General features: G+C 66.3%; 12 protein-coding genes. 3 read left to right on the top strand and 9 right to left on the bottom strand.

Annotation, left to right across the window (positions count from 1 at the left end; translation table 11 throughout):
- Positions 1-9: 9 nt before the first annotated feature.
- The 3 genes from HYR72_06140 to HYR72_06130 all read right to left on the bottom strand — a co-directional run bounded on the left by HYR72_06140 (position 10) and on the right by HYR72_06130 (position 3,129).
- The gene (locus HYR72_06140) at positions 10-1,326 is read right to left on the bottom strand and encodes an SAM-dependent methyltransferase (protein ID MBI1814538.1); all 1,317 of its coding nucleotides are present in this window, start codon (positions 1,324-1,326) and stop codon (positions 10-12) included.
- A gap of 289 nt (positions 1,327-1,615) precedes the next feature.
- Positions 1,616-2,245 (bottom strand): alpha/beta hydrolase, encoded by a 630-nt coding sequence (locus HYR72_06135; GenBank protein MBI1814537.1) that lies wholly within the window; start codon positions 2,243-2,245, stop codon positions 1,616-1,618.
- Complete coding sequence (locus tag HYR72_06130) at positions 2,245-3,129, bottom strand: alpha/beta hydrolase (protein ID MBI1814536.1); 885 nt, start codon at positions 3,127-3,129, stop codon at positions 2,245-2,247. The genes HYR72_06135 and HYR72_06130 overlap by 1 nt, the downstream gene beginning before the upstream one ends.
- A gap of 133 nt (positions 3,130-3,262) precedes the next feature.
- On the opposite strand from HYR72_06130, the gene HYR72_06125 reads away from it, so the two are divergent.
- A complete protein-coding gene (locus tag HYR72_06125) occupies positions 3,263-3,718 on the top strand; it encodes a hypothetical protein (GenBank protein MBI1814535.1) in 456 nt (151 codons plus the stop codon).
- 11 nt (positions 3,719-3,729) lie between these two features.
- Here HYR72_06125 and HYR72_06120 read toward each other — a convergent pair whose 3' ends face one another.
- The gene (locus HYR72_06120; GenBank protein MBI1814534.1) at positions 3,730-4,872 is read right to left on the bottom strand and encodes a hypothetical protein; all 1,143 of its coding nucleotides are present in this window, start codon (positions 4,870-4,872) and stop codon (positions 3,730-3,732) included.
- A 306-nt stretch (positions 4,873-5,178) separates the two neighbouring features.
- Here HYR72_06120 and murJ point away from each other — a divergent pair, with 306 nt between their 5' ends.
- Positions 5,179-6,735 (top strand): murein biosynthesis integral membrane protein MurJ, encoded by a 1,557-nt coding sequence (gene murJ, locus HYR72_06115; protein ID MBI1814533.1) that lies wholly within the window; start codon positions 5,179-5,181, stop codon positions 6,733-6,735.
- A gap of 6 nt (positions 6,736-6,741) precedes the next feature.
- On the opposite strand, the gene HYR72_06110 is transcribed toward murJ, so the two are convergent.
- Both HYR72_06110 and HYR72_06105 read right to left on the bottom strand, forming a co-directional pair.
- Positions 6,742-7,737, bottom strand: a complete 996-nt coding sequence (locus HYR72_06110) for a fatty acid desaturase family protein (GenBank protein MBI1814532.1) — start codon at positions 7,735-7,737, stop codon at positions 6,742-6,744.
- A 38-nt stretch (positions 7,738-7,775) separates the two neighbouring features.
- Positions 7,776-8,630, bottom strand: coding sequence for a PaaX family transcriptional regulator (locus tag HYR72_06105; GenBank protein MBI1814531.1), 855 nt, complete (start codon positions 8,628-8,630; stop codon positions 7,776-7,778).
- Between the two features lie 261 nt (positions 8,631-8,891).
- On the opposite strand from HYR72_06105, the gene HYR72_06100 reads away from it, so the two are divergent.
- Positions 8,892-10,991: a hypothetical protein gene (locus HYR72_06100; protein MBI1814530.1), complete on the top strand. Its 2,100-nt coding sequence runs from the start codon at positions 8,892-8,894 to the stop codon at positions 10,989-10,991.
- Between the two features lie 66 nt (positions 10,992-11,057).
- On the opposite strand, the gene HYR72_06095 is transcribed toward HYR72_06100, so the two are convergent.
- From HYR72_06095 to HYR72_06085, 3 genes are all read right to left on the bottom strand, one after another.
- On the bottom strand, positions 11,058-12,110 hold the full coding sequence (locus tag HYR72_06095; GenBank protein ID MBI1814529.1) for an acyl-CoA dehydrogenase family protein: 1,053 nt from the start codon (positions 12,108-12,110) through the stop codon (positions 11,058-11,060).
- Between the two features lie 21 nt (positions 12,111-12,131).
- Positions 12,132-13,304, bottom strand: coding sequence for an acyl-CoA dehydrogenase family protein (locus HYR72_06090; GenBank protein ID MBI1814528.1), 1,173 nt, complete (start codon positions 13,302-13,304; stop codon positions 12,132-12,134).
- Between the two features lie 94 nt (positions 13,305-13,398).
- Entirely contained in the window at positions 13,399-15,117 is a 1,719-nt protein-coding gene (locus HYR72_06085) for an amidohydrolase family protein (GenBank protein MBI1814527.1), read from the bottom strand.
- Positions 15,118-15,141 lie beyond the last annotated feature (24 nt).

Below are 15,141 nucleotides of genomic sequence, written 5' to 3'. Positions count from 1 at the left end.
CGTAGCACTTCATCCTGCTGCGGCGGCGCGGCGCAAGATCATCAGTTTGAACGTCGTCCGGCGCCGGCCGAGGAACTCCTCGATGCCGCGGCGCACGTCGTCGCGCACCCGCCCACCACGCCCGGCCGCCTTATTCCACGTGAGGCCGGTGTGCTGCCACGCACGCTCTGGTCCGACGCCGATCACCGCCAACATCCAGCCCAGCGTGCGGTAGCGAACAATCAGCTCGCGCGCACGCGCGTCGAGCCGCACGCCGCTGCGGCGGGCCAGCTCGCCTTGTCCACCGTAGAATTCCACTGCCAGACCCGCCTGCTCGGCGGCAGTGCCAACGACGGAAAAGTCGACCATGAAGGTGATGTCGTCGTGGCCCGGATCGCGATAGATCGTTGCCCCCGAGCGCGGCGGCCCAGCGAACACTCGCTGCCGTTCGGCGGTGGTGAGATGAAACGCGCGCAGATGCCCATAGTCGATCCAGAGCGCATCGGCGGTGTCGTAGAGGCGCGCGGTGTTGCGCAGCAGCGGCTCGATGGCCGGACACGCGAAGTACGGCGCGAATTTTCCGGGAGCAAAGAACTCCGGATAGTGACGGCGGAGGAACGGCCGCAGCCCGGGTACTCGCTCCACCGGCACGATCACTTCTTCATACGTCACGTGTCGGCGGCGGCGGTCGTCGCTGAGCACCGCGGCAAGGTCGGCGTGCGGAATCGCCCGCCCGCGCAGTTGCGGCACAACGAAGACCACCCCCGGCTGGCCATTCGCACCCGGAACGACCTTGTGGTGCGCGAGACAATCGAGGACTTCGTTGGCGAAGACCACTCCGTGCGAGGCAAACGGCGCGCCGCGAGCGGCGCGCTTGGTGAGATCGCCACGCGTCCAGGTCACGCGTGCGGCGAGCGGTCCGAGCTGTTGCCGCTGGCGCGCGATCAGCGCCGGGCTCCGCTCGATGATGCGATAGCGCAGCGCCTCGGCGAAGCGGAGCCAGGCATCACCGCGCCGCACCGCGCGCTCGTTGGCGGCCACCAGCACGTCGAGGCACAGTTGCCCGTTGCCCGCGCCCAGCTCGCAGATCTCGAACGCCGCCGGTTCACCCAGCGCGCGCCAGCGACGGAAGGCGTATGCGGACACCATCTGTCCGAACAGCGGAGCCAGCGCGATCGGGAACGTATCGAAGTGTCCGCCTTCGCCGAAGCGCACTTGGCCGGTGCTGTAGTAGCCCCACGCCGGATGGAAGAGCGCATCATCAACGAGGTCGCGGTACGACGGAAACCGCCGCGCGACGTGCGCCGCCTCGGCATCGGTGATGACCCTCGGACTCTTGGGGCGCATCGGCGCTGTGTAGACGCGCGCGCCGCGAAGGGCAAGGTACTGAACCGGTCATTGATAGACGGCGACACAAGCACAATGGGAGGGCGAGGCTCCCGCCGAGCCGCCGCACCATCGCCGCACCGGCGGCTCGCCGGAAGGCTCGCCCTCCCAGATTCGCCCACCGATCTATTGTCACAACGGGGCTAGGTTGCTTCGTCGCGACGCTTCTCGCAATGACGATTCCGGCGCGCGCAAGGTTCGGTTCAAACTGCGGCGCGCCGAACCAGCGCGCACCGCCACACCGCGCGGCTCACGCGGCCGCGAGGCGCGCCAACGCGACGGACAATTCGGCGGGCGCGACCTCCGCACGTGTGACGCCGCGCGCGGCCTCCCACCACGGCGGGCGCGCCGCGCCGTCTTCGATCAGCAGCAGCCGCTTCGCGGCGCGCGCGAACGGCTCGACGTAGTCGGGCGGACGCGCGTCGCGATCCAACACGTGGACCATCGGATCGCAGCCTTGGTGCGGCGGCGGACTCAGCGGCTGACGCGGTTGATTGAAGTCGGGTTGTGCGCCGCCGCCCGCGAGTCCGGCGCCTGGCAACAGCAACGCCGCTGGCACTAACGCGGATCGGGAACCGGCGAGCAACGTCGCAACGTAGGCGCCGATGCCCGCACCGGCGAGCGCGGCGCCGCCGATGTGCGCAAGTGCCGCGTCAGCGTCAGCCACCAACATCTCCGGATAGTAACCACCGCCGACGAGCCAATCGGAACGGCCGTGCCCACTGAAGTCGAGCGCGTAGACGCGCCCCGGCCACGCGGCCGGTGCTTCGCCCCAGCTCGCACTCGATTCGTACAGCGCGTGCAACAGCAACAGCGCTGGGCCGTCGCGCTGCGTGACTTCGTGCAGTTCGAGCGTGACGCGCCCGTGGGTGACGCGCATCACGACTCCAAGAACTCACGGATCAGCGCGGCGGTCTCGCGCGGCTTCTCGATGTGGACGAAATGTCCGGCCCCAGCCACCACGCGACGTTCCAGCCGCTTGACGTGTGACAACCGCTCGCTGAGAAGCGGTTCCGGCAGGGGGCCCCATGTATCGTTCTCGGAGCCGACGATGGCGAGCATCGGCGCTTGCAGTGCAGCGTAACTCGGGCCGATCCATTCGGGTCGCCACGGACCGAATCCATGGCCCATCTGCGGATCGTGTTTCCATCGCCAGCCATCGGGCGATTCGCTCGCGCCAAAGAAGAGAAAGTAACGCAGCCACTCGCGCGTCAGCCGGGGATTTTGCGCCCGGCGACGTTCGACGAGATCGTCGAGACTTGCGTACGGTCGCCACGTACTGCGCCCGGCGACGCGACGACGCGCGTCGAGAAACTGGACCATGTGTGGGACCGGATCGTCGCCGGTTGGCAGAGACGGCGGACCGAAGCCGTCGATGTTGACCACTTTGCGAACCAACTCGGGCGCGACGCAGGCCGCATCGGTCACCTGCCCGCCACCTTTGCTGTGGCCGACGAGGTGCACCGGTTGATCGAGCGCGCGCATCACGTTGACGATGTCGAGCACATCGGTGGGCCACGTGTACGCACTCGCCCAGGTCGAATCGCCGTGGCCACGAGCGTCGAGGGCGATCACGCGAAAGCGCGCGGCAAGCAATGGACCGAGCACCGAGAAGCTGTGCGCGTGATCCCACATGCCGTGCGCCAGCACGATCGGCGTCGCACGGGGATCGCCCCATTCGAGCGCGCGCAATTGCACGCCGAGCGAGGCAAACGTGCCCGTGCGCTCGGGCGCGACGGCGCCGGGATAGGTCGGCTCAGTCACGATAGCTGAGCATACGGCGTGACAACGCGAGCGCAAGGGCCTCGCCACGATTGTGCGCGACGCGTTCGCACGCGCCGCTTGACGAGCGCGAAGTCACCCAGCTATCGCTGCCGTCGTCGAAGCAGGGGGATATATGAAGCTGTGCATCCGTAGTCTTGTCGGTTGGATCGTCGCTGCCGCCTGCACCGCCGCTACTGCCAACGCCGCGCAATACGCGTACGTGGAGATCTCCTGCAACAACTATCCCGAAGTTGATGGCCAGACCGGCGAGTTGCTCAACGCCGGGCGCGACGGAAAGGTCGCACCGAACTGTTGGTACTTCTCGAATGTCGTAACGGCCAACTTCTTCCCCGATCCTGGGGCTGCGCGCTCGGGCCCGGCGCCGGCGGAAGAGCGCGACGAGGTCGACCGCATCAAGCAGCGCGCTCAGGACGCCTTTGCGCTCCGGCGTGAGGCGTGTCAACGCATGACTGTCGATGTGCGTGCCGGGTACAAGTCGCTTGAAGATGCCGAGTCCATGCGTGACAAGTTCAAGGCCAGCCGCGCCAGCCATGGCGACTGCACCGGCTCCTTCCAGTTCTTCTATTGAACGCGGTGAGGTTACTGTCCGGCGACCCCGAGCGGCCCGGGCTTGAAGCGAAATATCTGATACGGTGCGTTCGCGCGCATGTGTGCCGTGCTAATGAAGAGCACGTGTTGCAGTGAGCTGCAGCTCACGTAGAGCCAGCCGTCGGGACCGAAGCTGAATCCATCGGGCCAGCGCAAACGTGGATCCTTGAGCAACGTCTTCAACGTCCCGTCGGGTGCGAGGGTCAGGATCGCCGAGTGCTCCATGTCGCTGAGATAGATGTTATCGAGCTCGTCCATCGTGAGTCCGTCGCTCAGCGTCTTGTGTGCGTACTCTTGCACCCGCGCGGCCAGCACAACGGGACTGAGCGAGGTGTCGTTGAGATGCGTGGTCGCCATGCGGTACAGGCGGTCACCGTTCACCGAGCCCCAGTACAGCCACTCGCCGCGGCGATCGAGCGCGATCGAATCGATCCCGATCTTCAGGCGATAGATGCCGTAGATGATCATGTCGCGGCCGGGCGCCTGGATGATGAAGTCGCCCGCTTGCACCGACGGATGTCCGTCGAGCACACGGCGACTCGTCCGCTTGGCGATGTCGTAGACGATGATCGCCGGGGTCTGCTTAATCGGACTGGCCTCGGCGATGTAGATCTTTTCGCCCGCCGGATCGATTTGGAGGTCGTTCAGCATCGAGAGGAAGCCGGCAACATCGGACGGGAAGTCGTACTGATGCACGACCTGATTGGTAGTGAGATCGAAGGCGAGCAGGCGGGGCTGACCTTGGGCGTAGTCGGCGTGGTCGAGCGTCCACAAGCGATTCTGCCGATCGATCCGCAACGACAGCACGGTCTCGAAGTACGGCTTATCCTTCTCTGGATGCTGAAACGCTTCGTTCGGATACGGCACCGGTTTGCCATCAACCAGCTCGAGCACCTTGGCGGGCGGATGGCCGTCGGGATGGAGCGTGAAGAACACGCGCCCGCTCGGCGACACCGCGAGGTTGCCCGGCGGATAGTCGAGATTGGCGACCACTTCGAGCGCGGCAGCGGGCAGCAGCGGCGCAGTGGTGAGATTTTGCAGCCGTTTGCCACCGCCGAATTCGATTCGAATCACCAGCGCAGCCAGCGCAAGCAGCACGATCACGACGCCGAGAGTCTTTGCCAGTCGCTTCATGGTTCCCTCCATGCTCTTTCTGACACGCTCGCGTCAAACGGCGCGGGTGCCCGCGGCATTCTGTTCCGGCGCGGCGATCGTGCATAATGCACGCGCCGAGACGAGGGGAACTACCGACTTTGTGCAAGATGCGGCCCCTCGATACGCGACCCCTCGGTACGAAGCCTTCGGCTTCTACTCGGGGCCGCTACTCGCGCAAGCGGTTTTGTTTCTCAGCTTCCATACCCGTTTGCCCGAGTAGATCGCGAAGCGATCGTATCGAGGGCCGGCTTGTGCAAAGCGAGGACTCGGAGAGGGATGGCTTTGGTGGACGACGAGGCAATACCGACAACGGAGGGAACACGCTTTGGCGCGGCGGCGCTGCTGCTCGCCGCCAGCGTGCTGCTCTCGCGCGTGCTCGGCTACGGGCGCGAAGTATTGCTGGCGTACCGAGTCGGAGCGGGAGCGGCGACCGATGCGTACTACGCCGCGTTTCAGATTCCCGATCTGCTGAATTACTTGCTCGCGGGCGGCGCGCTGTCGATCGCATTCCTGCCGCTCTACACGCGCCATCTCGCGCGCGGCGACGACGCGCGCGCCGAGCAGTTGTTCTCCACGGTGCTGGGTACGCTCGGGTTGCTCGCCGCGGTCGCCACCGCGGCGTTGTGGTGGTGGGCCGAGCCGTTGGTCGCACTGCAGTTTCCACGCTTCGATCCGGCAACGCAGGCGCTGACAGTCCATTTGACGCGCATCGTCTTGCCGGCGCAGATCTGCTTCATCGCCGGCGGTATCATCAACGCCACGCTCCTGGCGCGCCGGCGCTTTCGTGCGTCGGCGGCGGCACCGCTGCTCTACAATGGAGGCATCATCGCCGGTGGCCTGCTGCTTGCCCCGCGCACGGGCATCGGTGTCGAAGGGTTCGCGTGGGGCGCGCTGGCGGGCGCGGTGCTCGGTCCGTTGCTCGCGCCGCTGCTCGACGCCCGCGGCCGCGTCCGCGTGCGATTGCGAGTGGCGCCATTCGATCGCGCCTTTCTCGCCTACCTCGCCGTCGCCGCACCCTTGATGCTCGGCCAAACATTGCTGACGGTCGATGAATGGTACGAGCGCTGGTTCGGGGCGTTGCTCGGTGCCGGCAGCGTCGCGCATCTCGCCTATGCGCGACGGCTGATGCAGGTGCCCGTCGCCGTCGTCGGCCAAGCCATCGCCGCCGCTGCACTGCCAACTTTGGCGCGTCTATTCGCCGAGCACCGTAGCGACGACCTCAACCGCGTGGTCGAGCGCACGCTGCAAACCGGGCTTGTGCTCGCGGTGTTTGCGGCGGGCGGATTCTTCGCGCTGGCGCAGCCGCTGGTGCAGGTGATCTACCAACACGGCCGCTTCACGACAGAGGATACGACCCGGGTCGCGGCAATTCTCTCGCTGCTGGCGCTCGCGGTGCCGGCGTGGATTACCCAGCAGATCGCGGCGCGGGCGTTCTACGCGCGCGGCGACACCTGGCGACCGATGGTGCTCGGCACGGCGGTCGCCCTCGCCGCGATCCCGCTCTATTGGCTGCTCGGCAATCGATTCGGCGTGAGCGGCCTCGCTGCCGCCGGCGCGATCGGCATGAGCCTGAATGCCCTCGGCACGTTGCTGCTGGCGCGTTGGCTGCACGGCGCGCCGAATCTCACGCAGCTAACGGCGACGCTGGTCCGCGCGAGCGGCATCGCCGCAATTGCAGCCGCAGTGACTCGTTTCGCCGTACTTAGTGCGACCACCGGAGCTCTCGCTAGCCTCGCACTCGGAGCGATCGCGTTCGCGGTTCTGGTTGCGACCGGCGCGTTCACCATCGGCGACGATGCGACGCGCGCTGCGCTGCGACGAATTTTGAGGATGAAGAACTAGACACTCTTAGAACGGCGGCCGTTCTGTTACCGACACATCGTGCAGTGGCGCGGTAGACCCCTCGGGGCGCGACGACGCCAATCGCAGCACGTCGACATAGCCACGCGTAACGCACGCGCGATCGAGGATTCCCCGCTCGCGCAGCAGGCGGTGGAAGCGCGGGAGATTGTGCAGCGGCACGGTCATCAGGAGGTGATGCTCAAGGTGATAGTTGACGCGGTTCGGTGCGACGAACAAACGCTCGAACCAGTTCGCCAGCGTCGTGCGCGTGTTGCGCAGTTCGTCCGAGTTGTCCGGTACCATACCGTGTTCGGCGATCGAACGGATGCGCATCGCCAAGCTGTAGGTCGTCAGCCACGCCAGCGGCCACAACGCGTACAGCAACGGATGCCCAACCAGTGTGAGGAGCGCGAGCAGGGTCACGTTGGTGATGATCACACCGTACAACGCGGAGACCCCGGCGCCGTCTTTGCGCGCCACGCGGCCGCGCGACATGCCGAGGTCACGCTTGAACGTCGCCTTGGCGCGCTTGCGGCCGGTTTGCCCCGAGAGATCGCGCCAGATTTTGCGCCGCAGGCTCGCGCGCGTTACCGGGAACGGCGCCGCGAGGCCGAGATCAGGATCTTCCGCAGTGCCCGTCTTTGCATGGTGTTGCAGGTGATAGGCGCGGTACGGCCGCAGGTCACCCCAGACCGGAAACGCACACAGCCAGTTGCCGACCCAATCGTTCAAGCGGCGGTTGTCGAACAGAATGCGATGGGCCGCTTCGTGCATCATGATCGCCATGCCGAGCTGACGCGCACCGAGGATGAACAAGGCGACGACGATGGTGAGCGGGTTCGCCCGCCAGGCGATCAAGGCGAACGCGGCAAACACCAGCCCCCAGTTGGTGGCGATCGAGAACCAAGTCCGCAGCGCGTTGCGCTCGAGCAGTTGATCGATCTCGGCGCGCGAGAAGGCGTCGAGCCAGTTGGATGTCGTGGTTGCGGTGGCAGTCGTCATAACATTCCTCACATGATCTCGCCTCGCATGATCTCGCCTCACATAATCGCGGCGCGCAGATGTTGCAGGCCGTGCGCCATCCGCGTGTCGGCGGGCGCGTGCAGGTGCGGCGCGCCGGCGTCACGCATGAAGCGCGCCCAGCACGCGCGCCCGAGGCGATCGTAGCGCCGCATCGCGGCGACCAACGCTTCGCGCTCTTTTGCCGGCACTAGTGGTTCGGGCAGCAGGGGATCGAGCGCGAGTTGGCGAATCGCATGGCCGCCCAAGCGAAACGATTCGACCATCGCGTCCCGCTCGGAGAACCGCGCCATGCGCTTCTCACTCTGCGCCAGCTCGGCGATGGTGCGGCGATAGGCCAGCCGCAGCGCCGCGGTGTCCCACAAACGGCGCGCGCGCGCTTCGGTCGCGACCTCGAGTTGGCGGATCTCGAAGACCAGCGCGGCCGCCTCGAGCCCGAGCGCGTGGAGCTCGGAACGCACCGCCGCCACCCCGCCGCGCAGATTGTCCGGCCGCACTTCGATCCCCGGTTCGAGCGTGCGGAAGCCCAGGTAACGCAGCGCGCGCGCGCGCCGGCGCAAGGCCGGCGCGGTCAAACGCGTGCGTGAGCGATGCACGCCGATCCAGCCGCCGCTCCATGGCGCAATGCGGTCGCTGAGCGCGCGCCACGAGGTGACGTGCCGCCGCACCGGCTCGGCCTGCGCGCCAAGGCCGTACTGCCCGCGCTCGTCACGGGCGACGCGGCCGACTGCCAGCAAGCGCGCGAGGGCGACCCGAATGTTGTTCTCTGCGATCTCAAAGTGTGCGCCGGCGGTGATCACTGCGCTGACCGGCATCGCCCCGCCACGCAGGGTCGAGAGCAGATCGAGAATGAAACTCTTCGCCGTCGGCTTCACGACGCGAACATTACTCAAACAGCTGACTTCATGCAACCCCTGTAATGTACGCCGCCAGGCGGGTTGGCGGCGACCATCGCTGGCCTTGCACAGACGGCCCTCGATACGATCGCTTCGCGATCTACTCGGGCAAACGGGTATTGGATTTCCCGCGCTAGCTCGCTTCCCCTCCGCAGCGCGAACACCGTTCGCGAGCCAACGGAGCAACTTTCCCCGTGCCCCCGCGTTTGGACAGCCAAGGCCTCAAAGGCGAGCCCAACTATGACTCCCACCACAGCGAGACGATCCATCCCGCGACTGCGACGCTCCATTGCCACGACGCTGGCCATCGGTCTGGCGGTGCTTGCCGCACTCTGGATCAATCCGGCTGGCGCCGCCGACAGCGATACCGCAGGGGGTGACGGGCGCACGCCGCCGCGCCTCAGTCTGGTCGACGGCGACGTGTCGTTCTGGCGCAAAGGCGATGCCGACTGGTCGCCGGCGCAGATCAACATAGCGCTCGCGCCCGGCGACTATCTCCACACCGCTGACGGGAAGCTTGAGCTGCAGATCGGTGCGCACGCCTTCGTGCGTGCCGATGGCGACACTGAAATTCAATTGACGAATCAAGAGCCCGACTTCATTCAGCTCACCGTAGTCAGTGGTCGCGTGACCGCCGATGTCCGCACCCTGCCGCGCGGGCACACCATCGAACTCGACACGCCGAACAGCGCGCTACGCATCGAGCAACCCGGCTACTATCGCGTTGATGTCGGCAAAGAGACGACCACGATCGTCACCCGACGCGGGGGTCGCACGGCCGTGACGCCCACCGGCGGTCACGCCACCGAAATCGAACCCAACGAAGAGGCTGTCCTCGATGTCAGCGACGGCACGCGCGTCGCGACTTATCGCGCGCCGGAACTCGATCCCTGGGACCAGTGGAACTATGACCGCACGGACGACGTGCTCAACGCCACGAGCGAGCGATACGTGCCGCCCGACATGTACGGCGTGCGCGACCTCGATCGCTACGGGTACTGGCGCACGGTGCCGACCTACGGCCGAGTGTGGGTGCCCGCCAGCGTACCAACGGCTTGGGCGCCCTACACCACCGGTCATTGGATCTGGGACACGTACTACGGTTGGACGTGGGTCGACGACGCGCCGTGGGGATGGGCGCCATATCACTACGGCCGCTGGGTCTATGCCGACAGCTATTGGGCGTGGGCGCCGGGCCCGATCGCGGTGGCCGTCACGCCGGTGTATGCGCCGGCGTTGGTGGCATTCTTCGCGCCGGGGGTTCAGGTCACTGTCGGCACCCCGTTCGTCGGCTGGGTCGCGCTTGGGTGGGGTGAACCTGTGATTCCGTGGTGGGGTGCCTCGGTGTTCGTCGGTGTGCCGTGGTGGGGTGGGTGGTGTGGCCCGCACGTGGTGAATCAGACGATAGTGAACAACACCACTATCGTGAACGTGAACCGGATCACCTACACGAACTCGCATGTCCCGAACGCGGTAGTCGCCGTGCCGCACAATCAGTTCACGCAGCCGGCGGGCCGGCGCGCACGCATTGAGCGACTCAACCCGAGTCAACTGCAACCGGTGCGCGGCGCGTTGCCGGTAAAGCCGGTGATGAGCAATGCATCGGTAACTCCGCCGCATGCCGTGCTACCCGCCGGCAACCCGGCGACTGCTGCTCGCGACCGCGGTCGGGCCGAGCGCTTGCGCAACCAGTCGCCCGCGCTGGCGACGCAGCCGCAGCTCGTTGTGCATCCGACGGATCGGTCGGATCGCTCGGATCGGTCGCGTATCGAGAGACTACGCGAGCAGCGACCCGCGGTCGCGCCGTTGCCTAGCGACACCACGCACACGGCTCGGCCGAACACTGCACCACCGCCGCTCGCCACGGCCCACCACTCGCGCGTCGATCGGTTGCGCGAATCGGACCGCGAACTCGTCAACCGCGCGGACCGCCACCCGTTGCCGCAACCGGAGACCCCGCCGTCGTTCGATCGGCGACCGGCCGTGCAACCGGATCAAAGCGCCTCGCGTTCCCGCGTCGAGCGTCTGCGCGAACACCACGTTGCGCTGCCGCCACACATCGCAGACGCGCCGCGCAGCGAGCCAGCGGTTCATCAGTCCGAGCCACGTGCCAACACGCGTCCCGACGTTCGCCCCATCGCGCCGCCAGTTGCCCGAAGACAATCGGATGCGCCCGCGTTCCAGTCGCGCGCGGATCGCATCCGCGCGCACGCTCCGCAGGCTGCGCCGCCGATGGCTCGCCCGCAGAGCGCGCCCCACGCCGCGCCGGCCGTGAGTATTCAGCAGCCACCGGCTGCGCCGATGACTCACGCGTCCGGTGGGCGGCGCGCCGCTCGCTAAGAGATCTCTGGTCTCTGGTTCCTGGTTTCACAACCACAGACCAGGAACTACAGACCAGAGACTCCTTCAGAATCCGGCTGCGGCCAGTGTGTGTTCGATTTGCGCCTCGGTTGAGCCGTAGTGCTGTTCCAACGTCTTAGCGCGTTTGAAGTAGACGTGTAGATCGAGTTCCCACGTGAAACCGATGCCGCCGTGCATCTGGATCGCCTCGCCGCACACCAAACGCGATGCGTCGCCGGCATATGCCTTGGCGGCCGCGCACGCGATCGCGGTGTCCGGCGCGTCGGTATCGACGCACCACGCTGCACGGTAGACCGCCGAGCGCGTCGACTCGGTCTTCAACAGCATGTCTGCCAGTCGGTGTTGCAGCGCTTGAAACGAAGCGATCGGCCGCTTGAACGCGCTGCGCGTCTGCACGTATTCGAGGGTGATCTCCAACGCTCGGCTCATCAGGCCGAGCAGCGTCGCACCAGCGCCGACGGCTGCCAATTGATCGACGCGACCGAGCAGACTCGGTGAACCAATCGCGGTCGCCGCGTGATCGAGCTTCACCTCGCCAAAGCGCTGCGCCAAGTCGAACGTCGTCAGCGCGATGACTTCAAACGGCTTCTGCACCAGGCATACGGCGTCGAGAGTTGTCACCAGCAACGCATCCGCTGCGGCCGCGAACGGCACGAAGTACTTGGTACCCCGCACGCGGCCACCCTCGAAGCGCGTCGGTGTCGCGTTGCCGCCGCTAAACGGTGCGTCGTCGCGCGCGATAGTCACCAGCGCCTTGCCGGCGGCGATGTCGTTCACCAACGCGTCCCGCTTGCCGGCGGACGCGAGCAGCGCCGCGGCGAGTACCGTGTCGAGGAACGGCCCAGGCATGGCGGCGCGGCCGACTTCTTCCAGTACGATCGCCAACTCGATCGCGCCGAGTCCTTGCCCGCCGAGATTCGGCGGCAGTAGGAGCCCGAGGTAGCCCATCTCCGCGAGTCGCGCCCATGCCGCGGGGTCGTAGCCGCGCGGATCGTGTTCCATCACCTTGCGCGCCTGCTCGATCGGCCACTCGCCGGCGAGGAAGTCTCGCGTGGAGCTGCGCAGCAAGGCCTGGTCTTCAGACAACTCAAATTTCATCGAACACCCGTTTCTCGCGGGTCAGATCTGCGGCAGGTTGAGCACCCGCTTCGAAATGATGTTGCGTTGAATCTCGGAAGAGCCGGAGTAGATCGTGCCGGCGCGTGCCCACAGAAACTCACGCGCCCAATCGACGTCGGCGCGCGCTTCGGCGCTGCTGCGCTCCAGCAGACCGCCTGGCCCGAGCAAGTCGAGTGCGACGTCGCGGAAGCGTTTGTCGAACTCGCTCCAGAAGATTTTTTCGAACGATGACTCCGGCCCCGGTTTGTTGCCATCGGCGAAGTTGGCAAGGTTGCGCAGACCGTTGGCACGCATCACTTCGTTCTCGACGAACAAGCGGCCGAGCTTCTCGCGCACCGCCGTACCCCCGCGGCCGTGTTCGCGACAGGCGATCGCAAGCTGCCGGATGTCGCGCTCGAAGCGCGCGGCGTAAGCGAGCGACATCGCGCCGCGCTCGTACGCCAGCACCGTCATCGCAATGCGCCAGCCTTCGCCAATTTGCCCCACAAGATTCTCGCGCGGCACGCGCGCATCTTCGAAGAACACTTCGCCGAACTCGCTCTCGCCGGTGATCTGGCGCAGCCGACGCACGATGATACCCGGCGTGTCGAGTTTACAGAGAATGAAGGAGATGCCACCGTAGCGATCGCCGCTGTCGGTGCGAGCGAGCACGAAAATCCAGTCGGCCCACGGGCCGAAGGTCGTCCAGATTTTCTGGCCGTTGATAACGAAGTGATCGCCGTCGAGCGTGGCGCTGGTGCGCAACGCGGCAAGGTCGCTGCCGGCGCCGGGTTCGCTGAAGCCCTGGCACCAGATCTCATCGGCTGCCAACATCGGCGGGATGAAGCGGCGGCGCTGTGCTTCAGAGCCGTGGTGAATCAGCGCGGGGCCGAGCAGACCGATGCCGAGGAAGTTCACAATCTGTGGCGCGTCGGCGCGCGCACTCTCTTCTTCGAAGACCGACTTCTCGACTTCGCTGGCGCCGCGACCGCCCCACTCGGTCGGCCAATCCATGCCGACGTAACCCGCGGCGTGCAGCTTGCGCTGCCATTGGCGGCGAACCTCCATCAGACTGTCTTCGTTGTTGTTGGGATCGCGCAGCTCTTCGCGCCACGGCCGCGCCAAGTTGGCCGTTAGCCACGCGCGCAGCTCGTCGCGGAACTTCAGATGTTGCTCGGTGAGTCGCAAGTCCATGGCGCACCGTTGTAGGGCGGCGCCACACGTAGGTCAACGGCCGGACGTTGGGCGACGCATGCGTCGCCCCTACATCGGATCGCGTTTCGCGCGTTCACTCCGCCCAGCGCTCGTTGCGCAGGACGACGCCGGGCAACGCGCCGGTGGGCGCGCCGTTGCGCATTAGCACCTTGCCGTTTACCACCGTTGCATCGTAGCCGACTGCGCCCTGACTGAGATGCGGTGCGCCGGTGGGGAGTTCGTGCTTCACTTCCGGCAGACGCAGATCGAGCCGATCCAAGTCGATCACGTTGAGATCGGCGAACGCGCCGGCGCGGATCGCGCCGCGATCGCGCAAGCCCCACATTTGCGCTGAGTCGAACGTCAGCTTCCGCACCGCGCGTTCGAGCGACATCAATTTGCGGTGCCGCACCCAGTACGCGAGCATGAACGTCGGGAACCCGGAGTCCGACGTCTGACTGGTGTGAGCGCCGGAATCACCGAGGCCGATGGTCGTCAGCGGGTGGTTGAGCATCACACCCGCCGCGTCGAGGTCGGTGTTGTAGAGCGGGATGATGAAGAAGTTGCGCAGGTCGTGCTCGACGATCAGGTCGAACATCGATTCCAACGGATGCTTGCCCGCGCGTTTGCCGATGGCGACGAGGCTCTTGTCGGGCGTATTCTCGTACGCCAGCACACCGCGGTCTTTGAGCGGGAAAACATTTTCGATGCGCGCCATCCCGCCGAGGATCTCGCCGCTGGTCTCGTGGATCCCTGCGAGCACCTTCGCGCGCACGGCGGGATCACGCAGCAGTCCGCGCAACTCGTCCACAGGTTTGCCGATCAGGTCGCTGGCATTGGGAAACATCGACAAGGGTGACAACGATGTGCCGAAGCCGAGGAGGACGCCGACGCTGCGCACTGCCACCTGCGGCACGATGCGCGCGCCGCGGGCCACCGCCGCATCGGCGCGGTGCAGCATCTCTTGCCACACGTCGGGATACTTGAGGCACTGGATCATCGACAAGCTGATCGGCCGGCCGCTCGCCCGAGCGACCGGCTCCATCCACTCGAACTCGCGCTGATAGCCGGTGGCGTCTTCGCCGGCACCGCCGTACGAAATCAGTTCGAACACGCCGGTGCCGGAGTCCGTGAGTCCACTCGCGAGCGCGGACAGCTCGCGGCGATCCGCGAACGTACCCGGCACGGGATCCCACGACGGCGTCCGGTGCATCGTCGTACGGCCGGTATCGAAGCCCAGCGCGCCCGCCTGCATCGCCTCGCGCACGCAGGAGCGCATCTGCGCCAGCTCCGCGTCGGTGGCCGGAGTATCGGTGGCGCCGCGCTCGCCCATCACGTACACCCGCAGCGGCGCATGGCTGAGATGCGCGCCGACGTTGAGCCCCAACCGTTGGCTCGCTAGCGCGTGCAGATACTCGGGGAAGGTCTCCCAATTCCACCGCAGCCCCGCCTTGAGCGCCGCCTGCGGAATGTCTTCAACGCCCTCCATCAGGAACATCAGATAGTCGCGGTCCTGCGGTTTGCACGGCGCGAAGCCGACGCCGCAGTTGCCGACGATCACCGAAGTCACGCCGTGCAGATTCGATGGCGAGCCGAGGGGATCCCACGTGATCTGCGCGTCGAGGTGCGTGTGGACATCGACAAAGCCGGGCGTGACCAGCTTGCCGCGCGCGTCGATGATCTCGCCGGCCTCGCCGGAAAATTTTTCAACGGCGCGGATGCGGTCGCCGTGCACGACGACATCCGCTTCAAACGGCGGCGCACCGGTGCCGTCGACCACGGTCCCACCACGAACAACCAGATCGGGTTTCATGCGAGTCTCCTGTGATCGATCCGA

Source organism: Deltaproteobacteria bacterium (assembly GCA_016178705.1).
Classification (GTDB): Bacteria; Desulfobacterota; Binatia; order HRBIN30; family JACQVA1; genus JACOST01.
The sequence above is the reverse complement of the archived record's forward strand: the minus strand, read 5'-3'. Positions and strand labels throughout refer to the sequence as shown.